General features: G+C 68.2%; 18 protein-coding genes and 1 pseudogene. 4 read left to right on the forward strand and 15 right to left on the reverse strand.

Features of this window, described 5'->3' with window-relative positions; translation table 11 throughout:
- Positions 1-228 precede the first annotated feature (228 nt).
- The 14 genes and pseudogenes from H2Q94_RS19220 to H2Q94_RS19285 all read right to left on the reverse strand — a co-directional run bounded on the left by H2Q94_RS19220 (position 229) and on the right by H2Q94_RS19285 (position 17673).
- The gene (locus H2Q94_RS19220) at positions 229-747 is read right to left on the reverse strand and encodes a phage baseplate assembly protein V (protein WP_243788587.1); all 519 of its coding nucleotides are present in this window, start codon (positions 745-747) and stop codon (positions 229-231) included.
- A 15-nt stretch (positions 748-762) separates the two neighbouring features.
- Positions 763-1902 carry a hypothetical protein gene (locus tag H2Q94_RS19225; protein WP_243788588.1) on the reverse strand — a complete coding sequence of 380 codons (1140 nt, stop codon included), beginning with the start codon at positions 1900-1902 and terminating at the stop codon, positions 763-765.
- The gene (locus H2Q94_RS19230) at positions 1895-2242 is read right to left on the reverse strand and encodes a LysM peptidoglycan-binding domain-containing protein (RefSeq protein WP_243788589.1); all 348 of its coding nucleotides are present in this window, start codon (positions 2240-2242) and stop codon (positions 1895-1897) included. Before H2Q94_RS19230 ends, H2Q94_RS19225 begins: the two co-directional genes overlap by 8 nt.
- A gap of 5 nt (positions 2243-2247) precedes the next feature.
- On the reverse strand, positions 2248-2925 hold the full coding sequence (locus H2Q94_RS19235) for a hypothetical protein (protein WP_243788590.1): 678 nt from the start codon (positions 2923-2925) through the stop codon (positions 2248-2250).
- Positions 2922-3590, reverse strand: a complete 669-nt coding sequence (locus H2Q94_RS19240) for a hypothetical protein (RefSeq protein ID WP_243788591.1) — start codon at positions 3588-3590, stop codon at positions 2922-2924. Before H2Q94_RS19240 ends, H2Q94_RS19235 begins: the two co-directional genes overlap by 4 nt.
- 8 nt (positions 3591-3598) lie before the next feature.
- A complete protein-coding gene (locus H2Q94_RS19245; protein ID WP_243788592.1) occupies positions 3599-9058 on the reverse strand; it encodes a hypothetical protein in 5460 nt (1819 codons plus the stop codon).
- A 975-nt stretch (positions 9059-10033) separates the two neighbouring features.
- Positions 10034-10327 (reverse strand): annotated as a pseudogene (locus H2Q94_RS31015) (eCIS core domain-containing protein); the annotation flags it as partial.
- The gene (locus H2Q94_RS19255) at positions 10324-10599 is read right to left on the reverse strand and encodes a hypothetical protein (RefSeq protein WP_243788594.1); all 276 of its coding nucleotides are present in this window, start codon (positions 10597-10599) and stop codon (positions 10324-10326) included. The gene H2Q94_RS19255 and the pseudogene H2Q94_RS31015, both read right to left, overlap by 4 nt.
- Entirely contained in the window at positions 10590-12527 is a 1938-nt protein-coding gene (locus H2Q94_RS19260) for an ATP-binding protein (protein ID WP_243788595.1), read from the reverse strand. Before H2Q94_RS19260 ends, H2Q94_RS19255 begins: the two co-directional genes overlap by 10 nt.
- A 32-nt stretch (positions 12528-12559) precedes the next feature.
- On the reverse strand, positions 12560-13636 hold the full coding sequence (locus tag H2Q94_RS19265) for a Pvc16 family protein (protein WP_243788596.1): 1077 nt from the start codon (positions 13634-13636) through the stop codon (positions 12560-12562).
- Entirely contained in the window at positions 13633-14307 is a 675-nt protein-coding gene (locus tag H2Q94_RS19270; RefSeq protein WP_243788597.1) for a hypothetical protein, read from the reverse strand. The genes H2Q94_RS19265 and H2Q94_RS19270 overlap by 4 nt, the downstream gene beginning before the upstream one ends.
- Positions 14300-15025 carry a T4 family baseplate hub assembly chaperone gene (locus tag H2Q94_RS19275; RefSeq protein ID WP_243788598.1) on the reverse strand — a complete coding sequence of 242 codons (726 nt, stop codon included), beginning with the start codon at positions 15023-15025 and terminating at the stop codon, positions 14300-14302. Before H2Q94_RS19275 ends, H2Q94_RS19270 begins: the two co-directional genes overlap by 8 nt.
- Positions 15026-15284: 259 nt before the next feature.
- On the reverse strand, positions 15285-15809 hold the full coding sequence (locus H2Q94_RS19280; protein ID WP_243788599.1) for a phage tail protein: 525 nt from the start codon (positions 15807-15809) through the stop codon (positions 15285-15287).
- Positions 15810-15828: 19 nt separating this feature from the next.
- Positions 15829-17673, reverse strand: coding sequence for a phage tail sheath family protein (locus H2Q94_RS19285; RefSeq protein ID WP_243788600.1), 1845 nt, complete (start codon positions 17671-17673; stop codon positions 15829-15831).
- 637 nt (positions 17674-18310) lie between these two features.
- Here H2Q94_RS19285 and H2Q94_RS19290 point away from each other — a divergent pair.
- From H2Q94_RS19290 to H2Q94_RS19300, 3 genes are all read left to right on the forward strand, one after another.
- Entirely contained in the window at positions 18311-18856 is a 546-nt protein-coding gene (locus H2Q94_RS19290; protein WP_243788601.1) for a PadR family transcriptional regulator, read from the forward strand.
- Complete coding sequence (locus tag H2Q94_RS19295) at positions 18853-20067, forward strand: cytochrome P450 (protein WP_243788602.1); 1215 nt, start codon at positions 18853-18855, stop codon at positions 20065-20067. Before H2Q94_RS19290 ends, H2Q94_RS19295 begins: the two co-directional genes overlap by 4 nt.
- A gap of 582 nt (positions 20068-20649) precedes the next feature.
- Positions 20650-21393, forward strand: a complete 744-nt coding sequence (locus H2Q94_RS19300) for a hypothetical protein (RefSeq protein WP_243788603.1) — start codon at positions 20650-20652, stop codon at positions 21391-21393.
- 160 nt (positions 21394-21553) lie between these two features.
- On the opposite strand, the gene H2Q94_RS19305 is transcribed toward H2Q94_RS19300, so the two are convergent.
- Entirely contained in the window at positions 21554-22294 is a 741-nt protein-coding gene (locus H2Q94_RS19305; RefSeq protein WP_243788604.1) for a FadR/GntR family transcriptional regulator, read from the reverse strand.
- Positions 22295-22493: 199 nt separating this feature from the next.
- Between H2Q94_RS19305 and H2Q94_RS19310 the strand changes: the two genes are divergently transcribed.
- A complete protein-coding gene (locus H2Q94_RS19310) occupies positions 22494-23837 on the forward strand; it encodes an MFS transporter (protein WP_243788605.1) in 1344 nt (447 codons plus the stop codon).
- The last annotated feature ends 23 nt before the right edge of the window (positions 23838-23860 follow it).

The following is a 23860-nucleotide window of genomic DNA, read 5'->3' on the forward strand; positions in this document are numbered from 1 at the left end:
CTTTCCCCCTTAGAAGTCCTTGCACAACGGTGTTTCTCGTTGTCTTGTCAGCGGCGAAGCCGATGAGCGGTGACCAGCTGGAGCAGGCCGACCATCGGCGCGTTCTCAGCGGCTTCCTCGCGAGGACGGCGATTTCGCCGTGGAAAACATGCGAAATCGATCCCGCAGCGAAGAAGCCGCTGAGGTTCCGCTGGGTGACCCACTACGCAGCTCATTCCGAATGACTCCCTACTGCCTTCTGGGCACGATCAACCGGCCCTGGTTGATGTTCACTTCGTTGCCGACGAGCTCCACGGAGGCGCCCTGGCCGTTGCCGACGGTCACGCCCTTCTCGTCGATCTGCACGTAGGCCCCGCCAGGTGCGCGCAGCAGAATCCCCTCGCCGCCGGGCACGTCCGACATGAGCAGCTTGTGATCGCCCGGGGTGCGGATCACAACGGGCTGGCGTTCCCCGAGCGCGTCCGGCGGCAGCTCGGCGCGGTCCCCGTACCAGCAGCCCGTCCAGATCGGGAAGCTCGGATCACCCTGCTCGAATTCCACCCACACGCCCGCGCCGACCTGCGGCACCACGTACTGACCCGAGCCGCTGCCCGTGAACGGCAGGCACGGCAGCGCCCAAGTGGAGGTCACGTCGCCGAGCACGTCCGGTACCTGCGCGGTGATGCGGCCGATCTGCAGCGGGTCCTCGTTGTCCATGACTCGGCCACGGAACTTGCCGAGGAAGCGGTTGTTCGACGCGTCGGGCATGTGATCCTTCCTCGGCTAGGGGCGGACGGTGTCGCTGCGGGCGATGAGCCCTTCGCGGGAGAGCGTGAAGTTCTGCTGGTACGAGCCGACCCGCAAGTTGTGGGTGACGGACTTGACGTAGTAGTCGCCGTCGTAGGTCACCCCCGCGCCCCGCACCCCGACGAGCTCGCGGGGCCGCAGCACGTAGCCGTGCCGGTTGACGTCGAGCTGCCCCGACCCGGAGATCGCGTCAGCGGAGGTCGCGGCCCTCGCGAGCGCCTGCGCGCGGGCGCGTTCCGGATCCATCTTCGCGGTGCCGGACAAGGGTTTCCGCTTCAACGCCGGGGACGCGCGAAGCCCCAGCGGCGGGCGCAACGGGCCGATGTCCGGGTTCGGCAGCAACGTCACGTCACGCGTCCGGGGATCCTGCACGCGCGCCTCGGGTTGTTCGCGGGCCGTGCCGTCGTAGGCGAACGTCAACTGGTCCACAGTGGAGTTGACGTCCATGTTGACGTTGAGCGCGTGCTGGCGTTGCCCGAGCCGCTGCTCCGGCCCCCAGTAAGCCGTGGAACGTCCCGGCCTCGGGCCGGGATCGAGGTAGAAGTTGTAGCCGTTAGCGCGGGCGAGATCGTTGACGTACTGCAGGTCGGTGCTCGACTGGTAGTCCACCCGGAGCTGCTCGCGCGGCGGCTGGTGCACCTGCTCGCGGATGATGCGGCTCTCGATGCCGTAATCCGCGTAGTTGCGCAGGATGCGCTCCACGCGCTGCGACGGCGCCAGGTTCGGGAACCGGTCGGTGCGCTCTTCGAGGTCCATCAGCAAGGTGAGGTCCTCGCCGGTGACGGTGAGCGTCGACTGCCCCGGCTGGTTGCTGGAACCGACCTCGTTGCGCACGATCAGCCCGTCGAGGATGACGGTCGGCGTGCCCTTGATGGTGATGGCGACGATGACGCGGGTCTTCGGGTCGAAGAAGCCCTCCGGTAACAGGCGTTCGACGATCCGGGACTTCTTGGTGAGGTCGAACGCCAGCTGGAAACCGCTGCGTTCTCCCGCCGTGCTGGTGATCTGCGCGGACAGCAGCGCCTCGGTCACCTCGGGCGGAACCGGTTTGGTGAGCTTCGGACCCATGTGCAGGCTCAAGTGCACCGGGCCGGAACCGATCGGGACCTCAGACATCGAACCCACCCGGCGTCGGGACCTCGACCACGCGGCCCGGTTCCTCGGTGAGCTCCCGCGGATCCAGCACCGGATTCGCGTCGGCGATCCGCCACCACTGGCCGGGATCGCCGAAGAAGCGCTGCCCCAAGTGATCCGGGCGTTCGCCGGCGTTCACGACGTGGGGGGCGGTGTTGTCGGCGTCCGGGAGCTTCGGCAGCAGGCGGCGCTTCGCGTAGCGCACCTCGGTGCCGTCGGGCAAGCGGTGCACCCCGATCTCGGCGTCGTGATAGCGGCTCGTGCGCGGATACGGGTGCGCGCCCGGGATGTCGTCGAGTGCGGTCTCGTAAGGTTCGATCACGGCGGTTACCTCCCTGCTCCAACGCCGGTCACGCCTAACGAGCCCAGCGAACCCAACGCGGACACCCCGGCGAGCCGTTCCTTCTGGGCGAGGTGCGCCATGTACAGCTCGGCGCCCCGGTGGCCGGCGGGCAGGTCGCTGACGGTCAGCAACTTCAAGCCGAGACTGAGGCTCGCCCGGATCGGATTCAGGTTCACGTCGAACGCGGACTCGTTGATGGACATCTCCGTCAACCGAACGGGAATCACCCGCTTGCTCCCCCAGGTGAACAGGGTCAACGGCATCTCGATGGGACTGATCTCGATGGTGCCGTTCTTGGCCAGGCGGGTCGCCTCGCGGAGCTGAGCCGTCGTCGGCTGAACCAGCATCTCCAGCGCCGCGAGCTGCGGATGAATCCCCTCCGGCGCGGCGATCTCCAACTGATCGGTCGCATCGATCTCCGCAGTGAACTTCCACGACTCCTCAGCGGGACCTTTGAGCCTCAGCGCCTCGTTCTTGTCGCCCGATCCACTACCACCGCCACCGGAATCCCCTTCACCACCAGCGGACTGCGGAGACACGGACCGCTCGAGGGTGTCCGGGTTGAACTGCAACACGATGACCCGCTGCGGCGTCCCGCGCTCAGGATCGACGATCACAATCCCGGACCGGATCGGCTTGGGTATGTCGGCGTAGCGGGTCATAGCCTGGCCTCCAGACGTTCAGCCAACGGGGAGTAATCCCAACCAGGAAAGTACCGAGGAAACATATCCAACATCATCCGCAAGTTGCGGACTACATTTTCGTATTCCCGCTCGCCGAGAGCTACGTCGGCGAACAGGTACTGCCAACCGAGCACGCCCTTCGTAACGAAAAGCTGGTCAAGATAACCTCGATAGTCCAGATCTAGCTTCACATAGGTATGAAATCGATCCAAATACCATACCTCAGGATTGGAGACTCCATGCCGAAAACGCATGGTGGCCAACTGGCCGTTGCCGCCCCTCGAAATATCATCGACAATTGATAGCTCCGACAAGAGTTTCCGATCACTCTCATGCCAGGAGAAGTCGTCCAAATTAAGCAGTTTCCGTTCACTGCTCACAACGATATTCATAACACTAAATTCGCCTGCGAGGTCGATACTCGAGTCCAGGTCCACCCAATATAGCGAAAAGTACCGATACGGAAAGTATGCCTCCTGTAGCCTCTTTTCGATCGGAAAACCATCTTCTTCCAGGATTTCAAATAGTCCCGATACATCCCCACCCGACCCCCCGGGACCCACCTTCTCGTGGACCACACGAAGAAACGGAGAGTCACGAACCTCCCGCAACACATCGTGCAATGCAGACTCATAAGGAAGCACTCTTACCCTCATTTCTCGCCGTGAAGTCGATCCCAGTCGACCATGCCAGCGCCATCCAACAAAGCCAGCCTCTCAATTGCAGTGCTCAGGCCCGGCAATGAGCGCGGCCCTTTGCTCGCCTTGCGCGATCGCATTGAAAGCTTAAACTGAGTCAACGATGAGAAAGTTCCACCAGGCTCCTCCGCGCGCTGCTTCACAACGTGTCGCGCCAGCCCATTCGTGATGTTCAGCCACTTCCTTACCTGCGCAGCTCCATAGGTGTTGATGTAAAGCTTGTTCTTCTCATCATTCTGTGGCGGTTTTATGTCAAGCCCAACGGTCTTCTCTGCGCTCCGCCTCCTCCAGTCACTCCTCTTCGCGCCTGTCCCTCCGGTCTTTTCATACCGCCCGAATGTTGAGCGAATATAGGTTGGAATGTCCGCAACAGGTCCAGAGTTCCCGAATTTCACCCTCGACTCGTACCAGACAGGCTTCTTCTTAAAGGCACGCCAAGCTGGCATTTCCACGCCTAGCTCAAGGTCCTTATTGACCCCCCGCCGCGCCGGGACGAGATTGTTGGCCGAATTCATTCCTCCCAGTCGCTCCGAAAGAAGGTGCGCTCTCACCCACGCACCACCCTCCTGAAGATTGCGCGTGGGGTCCGTGATGTAATTCCACCCCGGTGGACTCGTCTGCCCAGGAGGCTTTCCGGGTGGCACCTTGGGCATGCTCAGGAGCTCGGCACTGATCGAACTCGCCCTTCCCTCGTTGAAGTCGGGCATCCGGGGCGGCGGCAGCTCATCCCTGGCGGACGGTGCTCCCGGAGGAATGCTGTAAGCATCGGGTTGAGAATGAGGCTCGGTGTAATCTCCACCCAGCACCGGACGCGACGGATTCAGGGTCGCCACGACCATAAAAGGGTCACCGCCAACCGGATCGAGTCCCGTCAGGCGATAGTGCCCCTTCAAAGCGGAGAGCAAACCGAAGAACCTCGGTCTCTGAACGCCATTCTTCATCTTTGCGTATAACCTAGGCCGGATTCGCGCTACTATCCGGCCCAGTTGTTCCCCTTTAGAATTGCTCGACTCTTCCTCCTTTTTTCGGATCTCCTTCTGATTCCGCTTGCGCTCGTCTCGCTCCTTATCGTGCTTGCGCTTCCTTCCGTTCGAGGTCTCGCGGTCCTTGTTCTTCGGCCGCCTCCGCCTGTTCGGGCCGTCGGTCTCATCCTTTCGCTTACGCTTGGTCCCGTCGGCCTTATCCCGTTCCTTCTTCCGGTCCTCGTGCCGCTTCTGGTCGCGGTCCTTCTTCCGGTCCCGGCCATGAGGGCGCTGATCGTCCCGACGTCCAGGAGCGTCGTCGTCCTTCTTCGAACGGCGCTGATCGGCGTCCTTGGGTTTCGAGTGATCAGGGTCGTCGTCCCGCTTCCGATGCTGCGGGTCCGCGTCGTCCTTCTTCGCGTCGTCCTTCTTCTTGCGCTGTGCGTCGTCGTCCTTGCGCTTGCCGTCCTGCTCGTCGTTCTCGCGCTTGCGGTGCTGCTCGTCGTCCTTCTGCTTCTTCTTGTCAGGGGCGTCACGATCTGGCTTGTGGTCGCGGTCATCACCCTTCTCGCGGCGCTTTCGGTCGCTGCGGTCGGGATCGCGATCCTTCGGATGTTCCCTGTCCCTCGGACGATCACCATCGTCCTTCGGCTTGTCGTCCTTCGGCTTGTCGCCTGGCTTCTTCGAGTCGTCGGCGTCCCGGTCGGGCTTCGTGCGGTCGCCGGGTTTGTCGCCTCGATCGCCGGGCTTGTTGCCGCGGTTTCCTCCGGGGCGCTGCGGGGTTGAGAGCGGTTTCCCGGTTCGGTCCGCCTCCGGGCGGTCGTCCTGGCGAGCCTTCGGGCCAGCTCCGCCCGGGCGCTGCTGGTCCGCGCGCTGGTCGCCCTGGTTCGAGCGCTGGTCGCCTCGGTCCGGCGGGGCTTCTGCGCCGTCGTCCTTGCGGCCCTTGTCCTTGTTCTTGCCGAGGTTCTTCGCGACGGTTTTGAAGCGGTCGCCGACTTTGCTGACGTACTTGCCGATTCCGTCGAGGAGGAACTGGTAGGCCAGCTCCAGGAGGGCGACGACGCCTGCGGCGACGGCCTTCGCGAACAGGACGCCGTTGCCGCCCTTGCCGACGGACTTGAGCCAGTCGAGGACGGCGCCGAACGCCCGCAGGATCTCGCCCAACGCTCCGATCGCGGTTTGGAGGGCGTCGATGACCGCCGCGACCCAGCCGGCGCCGGGGATGAGCTTCGCGATCACCTTGGTGATGACGATTTCGCCGATGATGAACGGCAGCTGCGGAACGACGGCGTCCCAGGTCTCCTTGACGATCTCCTGGAGGGTGATGCCGCCTTTGATCAACCGGTCCATGATGGCCTTCGGCAGGCCGATGATCTCTTCGATCTTCTGGTTGAACCAGTCCTTCACCGCGCTCTTGACCTCGCGGAAGAAGTGGTTCTTCGCGCCGTCCTCCGCGGAGCTCTTCGCGCCGGAGAGCCAGCCGCCGGGGTCGGCGAGGAAATCGACGGCGACCATCATGAACTCGCCGAAACCGGACAGCAGCTTCGATGCGAAGTCCAGCACCGACTTGACGGCGTCCTTCACCGCCTTGATGACGTCGTCCAACGCCTTCTTCAGCACGTTGAGGATGTCGCTGAGCAGCTTCGAGATCGCTTCCAGCAGATCCGTGATGAACTGCTTGAGCTTCGCGGCGAGCTCGGTGACGAAGGCGATGGCGGCGGCGATCAGGTCCTCGATGAACTTCCGGATCTTGCGCGCCAGTTCGATGACGGCCTTGACCAGCGCCACGGCCAGCTCGATCAGCGCCTCGATCAGGTCCTCGATCAGCCCGACGATCGTGTCGCGGATCGTCTTGATGAGGTTTTCCATGTCCTGCTTGAAGTGCACGATGAACAGGACGATGGCGTCGCGCGCGGCCTGCAAGATCTCCACGATCTTGTCGCGGAGCTCGATGAAGAACTTCTTGATCTCGTCGAAGGCCTTCTCGACCCAGTTCTTCGACTCACGCGAGGTGTCGTTGCGTTTGCTCTTGGCCTCGCCCTTCGCGGTCTCGCGCTTGCTCTTGATCCCCTCGTCGTCCGCCTTCTTGCGGTCCTCGACCTTCTTGTCGGTGTCCTTCTCCTGGGCCTCGACGTCCTTCTTCGCCTGCTCCCGCTTCTCCGTCTTGCCCGTACCGAGCTTGTCGAGTTCCGCGTCCTGGTCCGCGCGCCACTTCTCCCGCTCGCCGCCGACGTCGCCGACCGTCGACTCCCGCTTCCCGGTCTGCTGCTCGGTATTGCGTTCGACCTCGGTGTCCACCTTCCGGTCGTGCTTCTGGCGGGAAGTGCGGGTGTCTCGGTCCTTCTGCTGCTTGCTCTGCGCGAGCCCCTGCTCGCCCTTGCCGAAGGCGGACTTGAACTCCATGCCACGCTCGTGCTCGGCGACCTCCGAGGCGGCTTCCGGTGGCACGGCGCCGGTTCCGGCGTCGACCGGGCCGCTTCCCTTTCCTCCCTCGCGGCCGGGAACCTTGCCTTTCAGCTGCTCCTTCGGGGCGTCCGGGTAGACCTGGTCCTCTCCCATGTCACGGCCCGCGTCGTCCCGCGCGGTGTCGGCGGTCTGTTCGCCCTTGGTGTTCACCGCGTCGTCCTGCTCACCGGACTTCGCGTCGGCGTCACCCTGCATTTCCACGCCCGGGGCGATTCCGGCCTTCGCCTTCTCCATCTCCTCGTCTTCGGTGGGCATGTCGGCGAACTTGGCCGCCAGTTCCTCGGGGTCGACGTCAACGCCGAGGAATTCCCCGGCCTTGCCGAGCACGTAGCCGGCGCCCATCAGGAACGTGTCCCAGCCGTCGGGTTCCTCCACTTCGGCGGCGGGGATCGCGCCCTCGGGCTTCTTCTCGCCCTTGACCTCGGCTTCCTTGCTCTCGGGTGCGTCGGACTTCGCGGCCTCGTCCTGCGAGTACTCGGCGGGGGCCTCGGTGTCCGGGGCGCCGCTCGCGGTCTGCGGAGCACCGGAGGGACGCTGCATCGACGGCGGGTCCGAGGAGAGCTGCTTGTGCTCGTCGCCGACGGTGCGATCCACGGCGCCGTCCACGCCGCCCATCGCCTGCAGCGCCTGGTGCGGTTTGAGGCCGGATGCCGTGCGCAGGCCCGCTTCCGGGGAGACCTGGGAGAGGTTCGGGGCCGCCTGCGCCTTCTTGCCCTTGGCTCCCCCGCCTTTCGCGCCCTTGCCCGCTTTGCCGCCACCGCCCGGTCCTCCGCCGCTGCGAGGTGCCGCCGCGGGCTGGGCCTTGGCTGCGGCGGGCTTGGCGGGCCCCGCCTTCTCGGGCTTCGGAGCGGGGGCGGCGGGCGACTTCTCGGCAGCGGCCTTCGGTTCGGCGGTCGGCTTCGGGGTGTCGTTCGACTTCGGTGTCGGGGCGGACGTCGGCTTCTCGGCCCCGGACTGGCCGGACTCGGACTGCTCTGATTCGGAGGACGATTCCGACTGCTCGGGAGCGCTGGCCTCGTTCGGCTTCTCACCGCCGCCGGTGACGTGCGAATCTCTCGCGGCAGAAGGAGATTTCGCATCGTCGGTCGCTTCCGATCCGCGCTCGTCCTTACCGCCCGCCTCGGCGTCACGGGAGTCCTCACCGCCCTCGTCCGCCTTCTCGGCCTTGTCGGCCTCCTCCGTCTTCTCGGGCCTCCCCGACTTCTCGGCCTTGCCCGACTTCTCGGCCTTGCCCGCCGACTCCTGATCCTTCTGGCCGCCCTCGCCCTTGCCGTCCGCCTTCTTCGCGCCGTCCGGGCCGTCCTTCTCCTCCTTCGCCGCGGATTCCTTGACCGCACCGCCTTCTTCGTCCTTGGCGCCCTCGGTCTTGCCGGGGGCCTCCTGCGCGAGCCGCTGCGCGTCGGCGGGACCTGCCTCGGGATCGGCGCCGTCCTTCGGATCCTTCGGCTTCTCACCTGCTCCCTGCTGCTTCTCAGCCGCCTTGTCGGCCGCCAGCGTGGCGAGGTCGCCGGCTTCCGGAGTGCCCTCGGTGGTGATCGAGGGATCCTGTTCGGCCTGTTCCTCCGGCTGTTCCTCTTCCGGTTCGGCCTCCGCCGCCTCGTCCTCGGCGTCCTCCACGTCGCGTTCGTCCTGCACCTGCTCGGCCTTGGTGGGCGGCGGCGCGGGGAAGGACGGCATCGCCGGTGCCGACGCTCCGGGTTCGAGCTTGTCGGCCGTGGGCACGCCGGAAACGTCGAGGTCCTGCTCCGGCAGGAAGTCTTCCGGGGCCAGCTTCACGTCCCAGGCGCTCTTCTCCCCGCCGCCGACCTCGACCTCGGAGTCACCGCCATCCGGCTCGGACTCGCGTTCCTCCTCCGGGCCGAGGGCGTCCTGATTGCGCTTGCCGTCCAAGGAACCGGCCGCACCGGCGAGCTGGGTGTCCTTGCCGGCCTCCTTCGGGGAGTCCTCGACGTCCTGGTGCGGGTCCTTCGCCTTCTCCCCCGCCACGAGCGGGTCCACAGCGCCGGGACGGTTCTTCGCCTCGGACTCCTGTTCGGCGGCGGCGTCCTTCTCGGCGCCCTCCTCGTCTTCGCCGGGTTTCTCCTCGGCCTTCTCGTCTTCTTCCTTCTTCTCGCCTTCCGGCCCGTCCTCGGTCTTCTCCTCGCCCGCGTCCTGCTCCGCACCCGCTTCCTCTTGCTCGGTGTCCGCGGACTGCTCCTCCGAGTCCTGCTCTCCCTCGGCCGCTTCCTGCTCGGCGGGCTGCTGCGCGCCGGCACCATCCGCCTGCTCACCCTCCGACTGCTCCCCTGGCGCGGGCTCCTCCTGCTGATCCGGCGCGGCGTTCTCCGGAGTGCCGCCGTCGGCGCCGCCGGGGATCTCCTGGTCCTTGTCCGGACCGCCCGCATCCGGAGGCTTCTCCTCGGATTCCTGCTGCTCGTCGGACTGCCGCTGGTCCTGCTCGCGCTCCGCGAGCAGGACCTTGCCCGCGTCCGGCTCCACGGCCGGGGTCGCCATCGCGCCCGGTTCGACGTCGGGGTCGGCCTCGACTTCCTCGACCAGATCGAGGACCCGTTCGTTCTCCGAGCTGAGCAGCCGGGACTCCAGCCGGTCCAGGACCGCGTCGAGCACGTCCTCCGGCAGCCTCGCCAGACGCTGTCGAGTTCGCTTCGAGCGGTCCTCGGGGTCGCCGCGCAGCGAGCGCTGGATGCCGTTGGCCAAGCGGTCGATCAGCGTTGCCGGGTCCAGTTCCTCCGAGCGGCGGCGGTCGGCGTCGATGGTGGCGTAGCGGAGCCAGCCGGGCGTCGGCCGGCCGGTCCGCACCCCGCTCGGGTCCGATGTGGACTCCGCCTCCCGTTCGATCGGCTGCTGCGGGAGGCTGACCGCGCCGAGGTCGCGTCCCGCGCGCAGGGCGCCGAGTCCGTGCGGGTTCTGCACGGTGTGCAGCAGTTCGTGCGCGAGCAGTCGGGTGCCCTCGGCGGTGCCGGGGCTGAACTTCCCGGGCGCGAACAGGATGTCCTGCCCGACGGCCACCGCGTCCGCACCCAGGTCCCCGGCGAGCTCCCCGGCTTCCCGGTCGGTGTGCAGGCGGACTCGGCTGAAGTCGTGGCCGAGGCGTTCTTCCAGTTCACGACGGGTGCTGTGGTCGAGCGGCTGGCCGGAGCCGCTGACGATCTCCTTGGGTTCGGGCGCGCGGTTCTTGGGCTTGCGGTCGGCGCGCTTGCGCCGCTTGGTGTCCTGCGACGAGCGCGATCGGTGCGCCGGGACCGGTGAGCTCACGCCGATCGCCCCCTCCCCGCCAGGCCCGCGTGCACCGCGCGCGCCAACGCCTCGCCCAACCGCACGGCCGAGGTCGTCACCGGCAGCTCGGGCAGCTCCGTCACCTCGTCGAACCGCCGGGAACCGTCGGCCGCCACCGGCACGCCGCGTTCGTGCACCAGCCTGGTCAGCTCCGTCTGGAACGCCGCCGACGCGCGCTCCGGGTCGACCCGGTCGAAACCGTCGAGGACGAGTTCACCGACGTTGATCCGCACATCCCGGTTCACACCCATCCCCGCACCTCCGACGGTGTGAGGGAACGTTCCAGCTTGCGGTACTCGGTGTGCGCGGCGGCGAGCATGTGCCGCATCTGCAACCGCTCGCCGTCCTCCGCAGCCAGGAAAGCGCCGGACAGCGCGATGTTGCGGATGGACCCACCCGCCACGGTCAGCTGCGCCAGCAGTTCCGGTTCGAGGTCCTTCACCGGAGCCTGGGCGGGCACGACGCGGCGCCAGATCTCGGCGCGTTCCGGCTCGCCGGGGAACGGGAAGTCCACGACGAACCGGATGCGGCGCATGAACGCCGGGTCGAGGGCCTTCTTCATGTTCGTGGTGAGGATCGCCAGGCCCCGGTAGGCCTCCATCCGCATCAGCAGATAGCTGACCTCGAGGTTGGCGTAGCGGTCGTGGCTGTCCTTGACTTCGCTGCGCTTGCCGAACAGGGCGTCGGCCTCGTCGAACAGCAGCAGCGCGCCGCCGCGTTCGGCGGCGTCGAACACCTTGCGGAGGTTCTTCTCGGTCTCGCCGATGTACTTGCTGACCACTTGGGACAGGTCGATGATGAACAGGTCCAAACCCAGTTCGCGCGCCATGACCTCGGCCGCGAGGGTCTTGCCGGTGCCGGAACCTCCCGCGAACAGCGCCGTCACGCCGAGACCGCGCCGCAGCGTCGCCGAGAACCCCCACTCGTGGTGCACGGTGGCGCGCTGGCGGACGTGGGCGACGATCTCCCGCAGCACCAGCAGTTGCCGCTCCGGCAGCACCAAATCGCCCCAGCCCGCGTCCGGTTCGATGCGCCTGCCCAATTCGTCCAGCCCCATCCGGGCCTGGTTCAGTCCCGCCTGCCACGCTAAGCCGACCGCGTCGTCGTCCGACGAGTCGCGGCGGACCGAGGCGGCCGCGGAGGTCACCACGTGCGGGGCCAGCGAGAACTGCGCCACCAGGTTCCCGATGTCGGCGTCGGACACGTCCGGGACGTCGGCGAACGCCTCCCGCCACAGGTCGAACTGCTCGGTGTTGTCCAGCGCGGGAACCGTCACCCGCTCGCCGCGCGGGCCGCTCGACGGCCGTGGTTCCGCGCTGGCGATTACCAGCGGGACCGCTGCCGAGTCGACGAAGGCCTCGGCCGCGGCGGCCTGCTCACGGCTCGGTTCGTCGACTTCCAGCAGCAGCGCGGCAGGCAGCAGCACCGCTTCCCGCTGCCACAGCCGGGACAGCTGATCGCGCTCACCCGGGTCGGTCGGCACGTCCTCGGCGGCCACCGCGTAGAGGCCGAGGTCGCAGGCGTGCGCGGCCGCCGCCGCCAGGTCCGAGCGGGTGCGCGCGTCGCCGCCGACGAGCTCCACACGCAGCGGCACCTCGGGATCGCCGTCGGCCCAGCTCGCCGCGATCCGGTCCGCCGTGCGCTCGTAGGAGGCGGGCAGCGTCTCCGGCACCGGCACCCGCCGCATCAGGCCGTGCAGCCGCACATCCAGGTAAGGCGAACCCAGCAGGAAGTGCAGGATCCGCTCGTCGATCCGCAGCCTTCCCGTCGTGAGCCCCGATTCCTCGTCCAGCTCCACCAGCCGCCAGCGGCGCAACGGCGAGACCGGAGTGAGCGCGCTCCAGTGCGGTCCGGGAAACGCGGCCAGCGCCACCGAGAACGTCGGGTAGGCGCGGTTCGATCCGCTCGCCGCCGCGCACCGGCCTGCCGTGGACACGTCCAGTTCCATCGCCGCGCACAGCAGCAGCACCTGGCGTTCGAACGCGCTGAGGCCGAAGCAGGACGCCAGCACCTCCAGCGAGGCGGGTTGCGGCGCGTCGGGGTCGGCGGGTGGCGTGGAGTCCTCCGCGCCGCGTTCGGTGTGCTCGTCGAGGCGGGTCAACACCGCCCGGACCGCGATGGCCAGCGCCAGCGCGTCCCGATCGGTGTCCGCCCGTCCCTGGCCGGTCTCCTCGGTCATGCCGCTCCCCCTCCCGCCTCTCCGCGCATGCGTCAGTCCTGCCCGTCGTCTCCGGCCCGCGTCGCACCACCGGTTTCCTCCGATGTGGACGGTCGGGTCGTGCTGCGGTTCGGTGGACTCTTCCTGCTGCTAGTAGCGGTTTTTGTGGGCTGATCGGCGGCAGGTGCCGTTCGTCGAGCCGACGAGGTCTTCCCGGCCGGGCCTTTCGCTGCCGACGGCTTTGCGGGCGGAGTCTTGGCCGCCGAGGATTTCGCCGCCGTACCTTTGGCCGCCGCGCTCTTCGCCGTCGTGCTCTTCACCGGTGTGCCCTTCGCCGCCGCGCTCTTCACCGCCGAGGAATCCGGACGCTTCGCACCCGATGTCGTCGTGCCCGCTGCGCGTGTCGCGGGGGAAGTCGCCGTCGCCTTAGGACGCTCGGGCGCGGCATCCGGGCTCTCCGAAGCCTCCTCCGATACGTCCACGTCATCGGGATTCACTTGCGGTGCAACAGGTTCCGGCACCGGCGTGAACGGCCGCACCGTCGGGTTCACGTGCTCCACCGGTTTCGGTGGCACCGGCTGCTCCCGGCCGTCGATGAACACCAGCGATCCCTGGTAGGTCACCGACAGCGAATACGGCGTCTGGTGCAGCATTCCCCAGAGCTTCGAAGTCTCGTCGGTGTCCATCTGGATCGGCGAGAACCGCACCTTCTGCGGCGACTCCGCGAGATCGCTGCCCGCCAGGTACGGCCGCGTCGCCGCCTGCTCGATGAGATCCCGGGGCAGCACGGGCATCTCCTGCAGCGTCCGCACCACGCAGCCGATCAGCCGCTGCCCGACCAGCTCCGCCTCCTCCCCGTAAGCGCTGATGAGGTAGTGCAGGTCCAGCGCCGCGGTCGGCCGCGCCACCAGCGCCCCGTTCGACGTCCGGCTGGGCAGGTCCGTGTTGCGCATCGACGGGTTCGGCGCCACGTGGTACAGGAACACCGTGATCGTCGGCTCCGTCGGCGGTTCGGCCGGCGGCTTGCGGGTCTCCACCGAGACCGCCATGTCGATCTCGGGGCGCAGGTTGTTCTCGATCAGCAGCGCGAGGGCCTGCGTGACCGAGGCGATGGCGAGTGCGTTGCTCATGAGGTCGCTCGCTCACTGAGGTAGTCCGCCAGGTTCACCGCCGGGTCCCGGCGCTGTGGCCCGGCGGAACCGGGACGCCGCTGCGGACGTGCCGCGGTGACCTCCAGCCGGCCGATCTCCACGTGCACCGCGGGTGGTGGCGCGGATTCGGTGCTGCGGCGATGCGCCGGCGCGGCGGTCCGAGAGGCGGCGGCCGCCGCGATCCGGGTGCGCGGCGCGTCCGCCGCGACGGGAGCGGCGGCCGCCACCCGCAGCGAACCGGTGGGGCTCGGTGCGACCACCGGCTGCGCCCGCTCATCACGTCGTGGCTCCACCGGCCGCGCGGGCTCGGCGGTCGTGGCGCGTGCCGGGATCGTCGGGTGGACGGCGGGGCGCGGCGCGTCCGGGCGTGGTGCGGGCTCGGCGGGCCGGGCTTGCTCGGGCGGCGGTGATTCGGTGTGCAATACGGTCGTGCGGTCGGTGGTGCGCACCTCCCGCTCCACCCGCAGCACGTCGAACACCGGCACCGCCGGTGACGTGGGGACCACGGGCGCGACCGGCACGTCGGCTTCCGGTGGCTCGGTCCGCAGCGACTCGATCCGCTCGAACGGCCCCGGCAGCCGCGGGCGCAACAACACCGCCTCGCGGTCCGGCGCGTGGCGATCCAGCAGCCGGTCGAAGAAATCAGCCATCAGCGCACAACTCCAGGTAGTAACGCCGCCGAAGCGGGCTGAGCGCCAAGATCTGCGACTCGCTCCACCCGTAGGCGGAGGCGAGCAGGTGCACGTCCAACAGCACGTCCCGGGACCAGGAGTCAAGTTCGGACCACAGGTAGGCGACGACGTCGAGCTCGGTGGACGTACCGGCGTCGCAGTGCGGGCAGCGCACGTTCAACGTCAGGTCCGCCGCCGGATCCGCTTCCTCGGCGAGCTCCGCCATCCGCCGCTGCACCCGATCCGGCAACTCCTCGCCCGGCACGGGCCGGTCGTCCCGGGTCGCGGAGATGGTGCAGCGCGCCAACAACCGCGCCCTGCGGAACTCCGCAGGCTCGGCGGCCGCCGCTTCGAGATCGGCGACGGTCGGCAACCGGAACTCCACCGCGAACCCGTCCTCCACCACCCGCAACGAATCCGGCGTCGGATGACCGCCGAGCCGCCGCGCGTCGAGGTCGAACTCCATCGCCTCGCCGCACGAACCGCACTCGATGAGCACCTGCATCCGCTCGCCGAACAACGACCGGCGCAGCACCAGCAGGTCCGCCGCCCGCGCCCCGACCGGTCGCGAACGCAGCTCCTCGTCGCTCGCCTCCGGCCGGGCCGTCCGGTGCAGCAGCAGCGCCCGACCGGGTGCGCGTTGTTCCAGGCCCGCTTCCCACGTCGTCAGCAGCTCCGCGGGTCCCGCCTTCGCCATCGAAAGCCCCATCCGCCGTCGAACGAAACCGCTCGGACTTGAGCCCGTGCGGAGTGAGTCTTGGTCGTTGTCTTGTCGGCGGCGAAGCCGATCAGCAGCGACCACCCGAGCAAGATGGCCACCGGCGGGTTCTCAGCGGTTTCCTCGCCAGGACAGCGATTGCGTGGTGTGCCGGACCGATCACACCGACAAAGGGCGGCGAGGAAGCCGCTGAGGTTCCGCTGGGTGACCAGTTGCGCGGACCATCCCGATTGGACTCTCAGGCAGGATTGGTGAACGCCGGTTCTGTGGGTTCCGGTACCTCGTAATCCCGTTCCCAGCCCTCGCATTCGAGCTTCAAACTCTGAATGGCGACGGCGTTCGCGTTGGCGTCCAGCTCGCCCAGCACCTGGTACTCGCTCGGCCAGCTGCGGTAGAGCTTGTGCGAGACCGCGACCTGCCCGGCCTCGTTGAGCAGCTGGATCACGATGTCCTTGCGGAAATCCGCCAGCGACACCTCCGAACCGAGACCGGCGCCGACCTGCCAGACCTTGTTGGCCCACCGATCGAACTCCGGATCGTGGGTCACGCCGCGCTCCAGCGTGACCCCCTCGAACTCGGAGCGACCCGGTGCTTTGCGCGGTGAACTCGGGTCCCCGCCGTGGCGATGCTTGACCACCTCGGTGGTGCGCTTCAACGGGCTGATCTTGCTGACGCCCGCCACCGTCCGGCCGTCCCAGAGGACCAGGAACTTGAAATTCTTGTACGGGTCGAAACGATGGGCGTTGATCTGGAACTCGGCCATGCTTCACACCTCCGGATCGCTAGGCCTGCTGCCCGGCCATCTGCTGGATCGTCACGATCACGAACTCGGCGGGTTTCGTCGGCGCGATGCCCACCACGACGTTGACCACGCCGCGATCGATGTCCGCCTGGGTGGTGGTGTCGGCGTCGCACTTGACGAAGTACGCCTCGCGCGGCGTGCCGCCCTGGAACGCGCCCTGCCGGAACAGCGTGTGCAGGTAAGCCGAGGCGTTGAGCCGGATCTGCTGCCACAGCTGCTCGGAGTTCGGTTCGAAGACCACCCACTGCAACCCGCGCCGCAGGCTCTCCTCGACGTGCAGCGCGAGGCGCCGCACCGGCAGGTACTTCCACTCGCCGTCCAAGGCGTCCGAGCCCGCGAGCGTCCGCGCACCCCACACCACCGAACCCACCACCGGGAAGCTGCGCAGGCAGTTCACCCCGAGCGGGTTGAGCAGGCCGTTGTCCCGGTCCGTGAGCCGAACCGACAGCGACCGCGCGCCGAGCAGTTTCGCCTCGGTGCCCGCCGGTGCCTTCCACACGCCGCGGTCGGCGTCGGTGCGCGCGATGACACCCGCCACCGCCCCGGACGGCGGGAAGGAGCGCAGCCTGCCGGAGAGCGGATCGGTCAGCTGCAGGTGCGGGAAGAACAGTCCGGCGTGGTCGCTGCGCACCGGGTCGAACGCGGCGACCCCGGCGCGGGCCGCGTCCACTCCCGCCCAGGACGACGGGGCGTCGACGAGCAGGAAGATGCGCCGTTCCCGGCAGATCCGATCGGCCGCCGTGAGCACCATGAGAACATCCTCGGTGGACTCGTAGGCGGCGAGTTCGGGCAGCGCCAACAGGTTCACGTCGTCGACGTCGCGCAGCGCCTGCAGTCCGGTCTTGCGCGCTTCGGCGCCGATGAGGTCGCGCGGACCCGGCGGGTCACCGTCCTCCCCGCATTCCAGCGGGAACACCGGCGGCCGCACCGTCTCGTCGAGGCCGAGGTCGCCGGCGCACTCACCGCGGAACCGGACCTCGTCGGCGGGATCGGTGGATCCGGCGACGGTCTGCAGGCGATCACCGAATGCGGTGACCGTCGCTGCGGCGAACGCACGCTTGCCCGGACCGTCCGGCAGCGACCGCAGCTTCCGCTCCAGCAGCAGGGCGAACTCGGCGACGGTGGCCGGTGCCTCCCCGTCCTCGTCCGGTTCGTGGATCGTGAAATCCCGTTCCACGTCACCGATCTTGACGGTGAGCTCCTGGCCCAGGTCGGGCAGCTCGTCGTCGAAGTGGCGCGACACGGTGCCGCTCGCGGCGGGCACGCCCGAGTCGAGCACCTCAACGCGGATCAGCGCGGAGGCCGGGTTGACCGCCGTCTCCGCGTAGCGGCCGTGGCCCGGGTCCAGCGACAGACCGCCGAACGCCTCGCGAGCTCCGCCCCTGGCATCGGAGACCTGCAGGTTGAAGGTCTCCTCCGGGCTGGACGTGTCGTGGTCGACGGTGACGTGCAGGCCGTTGCCCCAGGAGCCGGGCTCCTTGGCGTGCACGGCGAGCACCGGGCAGTCCTTGCGGCGGTCCGCGGCGTGCAGCACGACCGAGGCGGCCTTGCCGGTGCCGCGCGCGGCCACCCGCACGATCAGCGCGACGGCCCCGCCGTTGGCGAAGAACTGGTGCACGGCGTAGCTCAATGCGCTCCGCGAGGTGAGGCCGCCGAAGTGGCGCTCGAAGTCGGCGAAGCTGGTGACGCGAACGGGCTTGTTGAGCGGCCCGCGCCTGGTATGTCCCACGAACGCGGTCACCGAGGTGGTGACGGTGGTGATGGTGCGCGCGCTACTGGGGATTTCCTCGACATAGACACCTGGATAGGACGTGTTCGTCGGCATGCCCCTCCCATTCCTCCGGACGCCGGAATGAATGCTCCTCAGCAAAGGGAAAGGAAGAAGAAGATGCGCACGATGAACCGCACTCGACCTCGATTCGAAGCCGCGAGAAGTCGACCATTCCCCCACTGATCAATCGGAGTCGCGAAGGCTCCGACCATTCGCCCGCCCGGCAGGACCGGGAGCCGTTCCCGGCTGCGACCTGCTGACTCCGGCGCGCGAGGATCAGTTTCTTGAGGCGCCACTCGGAGGTCAAGCGGTTTACACGAATAGAGCAACGTCACTTTGGTACCACATGCCTGAATCAGATCAACACGGCCACAGTTCCGGCATATACCACCACTGCTCGCCGGACCACCGGTTAGCGCATACGGACTATTGGCATCGCCGCCAACGGACCAAGGCGAAACCGGACGATGATCTCTCCAAACCCTCGATTCCGCACTCGATCCGAACTCCCGACATCGGAAAACCCGCCTTCCGGCGAATGATCGAATCGGGAATTCTTCGAATGCGGGGCGCTGCCGTATTTCCCGAAGTGCGCCCTCGCGCCGCCACGAGTTCCGCCTGCCCGCTCGCCGGCGCGCACCTCGAAGCTCGAGCATCGACGGTCACGCTGACCTAGGTTATCGTGACATAGGTGTGGATCGATGTGCTGTTGCTGGCCAACCTGGCGAAGCGCCCCTCGCACGGCTATGAGCTGCGCAGACGCGTGGAGGAAAGCACCGGCTACGCGCTGTCGAACAACTCCCTCTACCCCGCGCTGCGCCGGTTCTCCGAGGCCGGAGCGGTCCTGCGCAACCCGGAACCGCAGGAAGGCAGGCCGCCGCGGAACGTCTACACGATCACCGAGGTCGGCCGGGAACTGCTGCACGACATGCTCGCCGACCTCCCCGCCGAACTCGCCGGGGACGAACCGGAGTTCCTGGCTCGGCTGGCCCACTTCGACTGGCTGACCGTCGAGGAACGCGCGGGCGTGCTCGACGCTCGCCGCCTCGCCCTCGAACAACGCCGCGACCGCCTCACCGCTCTCGAACGCGGCAGCACCGAAGGCTGGGGCCGGGAAGCGCTGCGCGAGGCGACCCGCCGAGTCCACGCGGAACTGGACTGGCTCGCCGGAATCCACGCCCGCGCGACCGCGACACCACAGGTTTCCGCACCACCACAGGAACAGGAGCGCCGATGACCACCACCGAACCGCTGCCGCAACTGCCGTTCGACCGGCCCAACGTGCTGGAGACCGCGCCGCTCTACGACGTGCTGCGCAAGCAGGCCCCGATCGCGCGGGTCCGCACGCCCGCAGGCGATCCGGCGTGGTTGATCACCTCCTTCGAGGTGGCGCGCACGGTGTTCGGCGACTCGCGCTTCGGCCGCTCGCACCCCGCTCCCGAGCAGGCCGCCCGGATCTCGGACGCGGGCATCCTCAACGGGCCGTCCGGCAGCTACGACACGGAGAAGGCCGCGCACACCCGGCTGCGCAAGCTGCTCACCCCGGCGTTCTCCGCGAAGCGGATGCGGCTGCTCACCGAGCACGTCCGGGAACTCGTCGCGAACTGCCTCGACTCGATGGCGGCCGCGCACGACGCCGACCCGAACGGGATCGTCGACATGCACGAGCACCTGTCGTTCCCGTTGCCGGTGCTGGTGATCTGCGAACTGCTCGGCGTCCCGTTCGAGGACCGCGAGTACTTCCACCACCTGTCCGACCGGACCAGCCGGATGGGCACCGGTGGCGACGCCCTCGCCGCGCGCGCCGAATTCGCCGAGTACATGGGCAGGCTCGCCGAGGTGAAGCGCCGCTCCCCTGGTGAGGACGTGGTGACCGACCTCGTCGAGGCTCAGCGGGAAGACCCCGACTTCGACGACGACGAGATGACCAAGCTCGCCTCCGGACTGCTGTTCGCCGGGCACGAGACGACCGTGACGCGCATCGACCTCGGCGTGCTGATGCTGCTGACCGAGCAGGATCGGCGCGACGCGTTCACCGCCGACCCCGCCGGGCTCGCGCAGCAGACCGTGGAGGAGATCCTGCGACTGGCCGATCCCGGTGGGCTCGGGCTGCTGCGCTACGCCCACGAAGACGTGACCTTCGGCGAGCAGACCATTCCAAGCGGCGACGCGGTGATCATCCCGACGGGTGCGGCGAACCGGGACACCGGCGCGTTCACCGACCCGGCCGAGTTCGACCCCGAACGCAAGCCGAACGTGCACCTGTCCTTCGGGCACGGCGCGCACTTCTGCATCGGCGCGAGCCTGGCCCGCACCGAGCTGAAGGTCGTGTTCACCGAACTCTTCCAGCGCTTCCCGAACCTGCACCTGGCCGTCGACATCAACGACCTCGACGTCCGCTCCGACCGAGTCACCGGCGGCGTCAAATCCCTCCCCGTCACCTGGTGACCACCGAAACCGAGTGAACGGACCGTTCGACCAATCCCCTTGGACAAACGGTCCGCTCACCCACCCCGCGAAACCACACCGTCGGAGCCTCACCGACCCGAACCGAGTGAACGGACCGTTCGTCCAGTCTTGTTGGACGAACGGTCCGTTCACTCGGAACCACGTGCCGCATCGATGCGGGTTGTGATGCAACGTGCGGAGAACGGTCGCATGATGCGTGGGGATTTCGGAGTGAGCGGACCGTTCGTCCGAGCACATGGGACGAACGGTCCGTTCACTCGTGCGTTTGTGCGCGCTGAGCGCCCGCACGATGTTCACTGCGTCCGCTTGGGTGACGACGAAGGTGGGGAACCGCGTCCGGCCCCTGGGATGGCGTTGTCAGGACCGCGCGGCTCGGCCAAGATCCGCGCTTATGGCAACGCTCACGGAACGGCGCCACGTGGACCTGGGCCGCGTGTGGAGTTCCTCCTGTAGCTCAACTTTCTGATCCGTCATCGGCGGCGGCTCCGGCCCGTACGGACCCGGCCACCGAGCAGCAATGCTTCAGATCATTCGATTTCCCTGTGACAGCACGGAGAAAAGATGAGCAACGCACGACGTATCGCCACCATCACCGGAACGGTCGCGGCGGGGGCCGCGCTGTTCCTCTCGACGGGCGCCCCGGCGTTCGCGGACGAGGGCACCAACGCGGAAACCCCAGCCGCGCCACCGAAGGGAAGTCCCGTCGCGGGACTCGACTTCTTCGCCGGACACCTCGAGCAATACCACTTCGGCCGGACGATCCTCGGGTTCGATCGCGCGGCGAGCGATCCGTACGACTGGGGCGTTCACCACTTCGTCCCGACGAATCTGGAGACGGTGACGCGCACGCTCTCCCCGGCTCAGGCCCCGGAGGTGGAGGGCGACACCTGGACGGAAACACCCGCGAACGAGGCCGATCCGGGACACGGTCACGGCCCGCCCTCGCACGGCGGGCAGCCGCTGCGCGCACCGATCAACCCCCTCGCCGGACCCGAATACTTGGCCAAGTGGGCCAAGAACCCGAATCCGACCGAGGCGGTGCCCGCGGCGCAGGAGACGTTGCGGCGAAGCGTCACCCCCACTGAGGACCGCCCGCCGAACGCCGTCGACAAGTGGAGCGACAAGCGACCGGCGAACGGCGAGGAGAGCGGCCCGGTGCTGCTGCCCGCCGAGGTGGCGGGCGTCCCGGCGCAGGCGTCGACCACGGTCGGCCGGTACGCCGCGGGCGTCATCGACACGGCGGCGGGAACGGCCCCGAACCCGCAGGGTCCGCTGCTTCCGGTGGGCGGCCTGCTCCCGCACTGACGCTACCGGTCCGGTGCCGAGTGGACGTCCCGTTCGACCCGCGCTCAGGTCGAACGGGACGTCCAGCATCTGACCCGGCGCAAACCTGTTCAACGCCGAAATCCGGGCCACCGCCGGAGCCGGCCACGCTTCGAGGCGTGCTGCGCTCCCGCCCGGCGGACTACTTCTGGTCGATGTACTCCGTGAGCCGGCCTGCCGCGGTCTCCATGTGGGCGCTCATCGCCTGCGCCGCCGCGTCCGGATCACCGGTGCGCAGCGCCGCGTAGACCTGCTCGTGCTCGGCGAGCGCGAGATCCGCGTGGTCCTGGTCGGCCAGCGCGCGTTCCACCCACAGCCGCAGCAGCGAGCGCACGTTCTGCAGCAGCTGCTGGAGCACGACGTTGCCGGAGGCCACCGCGATCCGCAGGTGGAACAGCCGGTCGGCCTCGACGAACTTGGCCAGTTCGGTGCGGTGTTCGCGCATTCCGTCGAGCTGCGCGGCCAGGTCGGCCAGGTCCTCATCGGTGCGGCGGACGGCGGCGCTGCGCACCGCGAGCACCTCCAGCCCGTTGCGCACCTCGACGAGTTCGCGGGTGCGCGGCTCCCCGAGCATCAGTCCCCAGCTGAGCGTCTGCGGCAGCAGTTCCGAGGCGCTGCCGCGCAGATAGGTGCCGGAGCCGGGCCGGACGTCGACGATGCCGAGGATCTCCAGCGCGGCCAGCGCCTCCCGGATCGCGGAGCGCCCCACTCCCAGCGAGGCCGCGAGGCTGCGCTCCGGGGGCAGCCGGGTGCCGGGTTCGAGGTCGCCGGTGGTGAACAGGTCGAGCAGGCGCTTGGCGACCGCGGACACCGCCGTACCTGCGGGCACCGTGCCGAGGGCGGCTCCGAACGCGGCGTCGGGGTTTTCCGGGTACGGGGGCATGGCCACGCATCCTAGCAAGATCCACGGCTAAAAATTGGTCAACCGGTTGACAGGTTGAGTGGATTTTCGAATACTTGCCCGGACGGCGACGCCCGCTCGGACCACCGGTCCGCGCCCGGCCGCCAGGACGGGGATCGCATCCCGGCACGGCCCGGCCGATCGCGATCCCCCGCCCGCACCCCGCTTCAAAGGAGTCAATGTGGACACCTCGACCGCCGCGCAGCAGCGCGGTCCGGGGGTGGAGAAGTCGGCCATTCGCAAGGTCGCAGTCCGCCTCGTGCCGTTCGTGGCCTTGATGTTCTTCGTCAACTACCTGGACCGGACCGCGATCAGCTTCGCGGCGCCGAACGGGATGCGCGATGACCTGGCGCTCTCGGCGGCCCAGTTCGGGTTCGCCTCCGGCGTGTTCTTCGTCGGCTACCTGCTGCTGGAAGTGCCCAGCAACATCGCGCTGAACAAGTTCGGCGCCCGCCGCTGGCTCGCCCGGATCATGATCACCTGGGGCATCGTCGCGCTGCTGTTCACCTGGGTGCAGGACTTCACCCAGCTCGCGGTGCTGCGCTTCCTGCTCGGCGTCGCCGAAGCCGGGTTCTTCCCCGGTGCGGTGCTGTTCCTGAGCCTGTGGGTGCCCGCCCGGCACCGCGGCAAGATCCTCGCGCTGTTCTACCTCGCGCAGCCGCTGACCACCGTCATCGGCGCCCCGCTGGCCGGGTGGCTCATCCAGCAGCACGGCGTGTTCGGGCTGGAGGGCTGGCGCTTCATGTTCTTCGGCGTCGCCGTGCCCGCGATCGTGCTCGGCGTCGTGGCCTGGTTCTACCTCGCCGACAACCCGCGCGACGCGAAGTGGCTCACCGACGCCGAGAAGGACTGGCTGACCTCGGAACTCGCCGCCGAGAAGAAGAGCACGGCCGAGGAATCAGGGCATCACGGCATCCGGGCGGTGTTCGGCAACGGCCGGGTGTGGACGCTGGCCATGCTCTACTTCGGCTTCATCTACGGGTTGTACACGCTGGCGTTCTTCCTGCCCGCGATCATCGGCGACTTCGAGCAGCGGTTCGGCACCACGTTCGGCGTCTTCGAGAAGGGCCTGATCACGGCGGTGCCGTACCTGCCCGCCGCGATCGTGCTGTACCTGTGGTCGCGGGACGCCACCAAGCGCGGCCTGCGGTCCTGGCACATCACGGTTCCCGCGATCGTCGGCGCGGTCAGCGTGCCGCTGGCGCTGTTCGCGGGCTCGCCCGAGCTGACCATCGCGATCATCACCGTCACCGCCTGCGCCATCTTCGCCGCGCTGCCCAACTTCTGGACGCTGCCGACGAAATTCCTCACCGGAGTGGCCGCCGCCGCGGGCATCGCGCTGATCAACACGCTCGGCAACCTGGCCGGTTTCCTCGCGCCGTACATCACCGGAGCGCTGTTCGACTGGACCGGCTCCTATGTGGTGCCGATGTTCGTCGTCGGCGCGTTCCTGCTGCTCTCGGCCGTGCTGATGGTGCTGCTCAGCCGCGCCGACCGGGCGGCCACCACCGCCGCCGCCGAGTGACCGCCGCACATCCCGTCTCGTAG

This window comes from Saccharopolyspora gloriosae (assembly GCF_022828475.1).
GTDB lineage: Bacteria > Actinomycetota > Actinomycetes > Mycobacteriales > Pseudonocardiaceae > Saccharopolyspora_C > Saccharopolyspora_C gloriosae_A.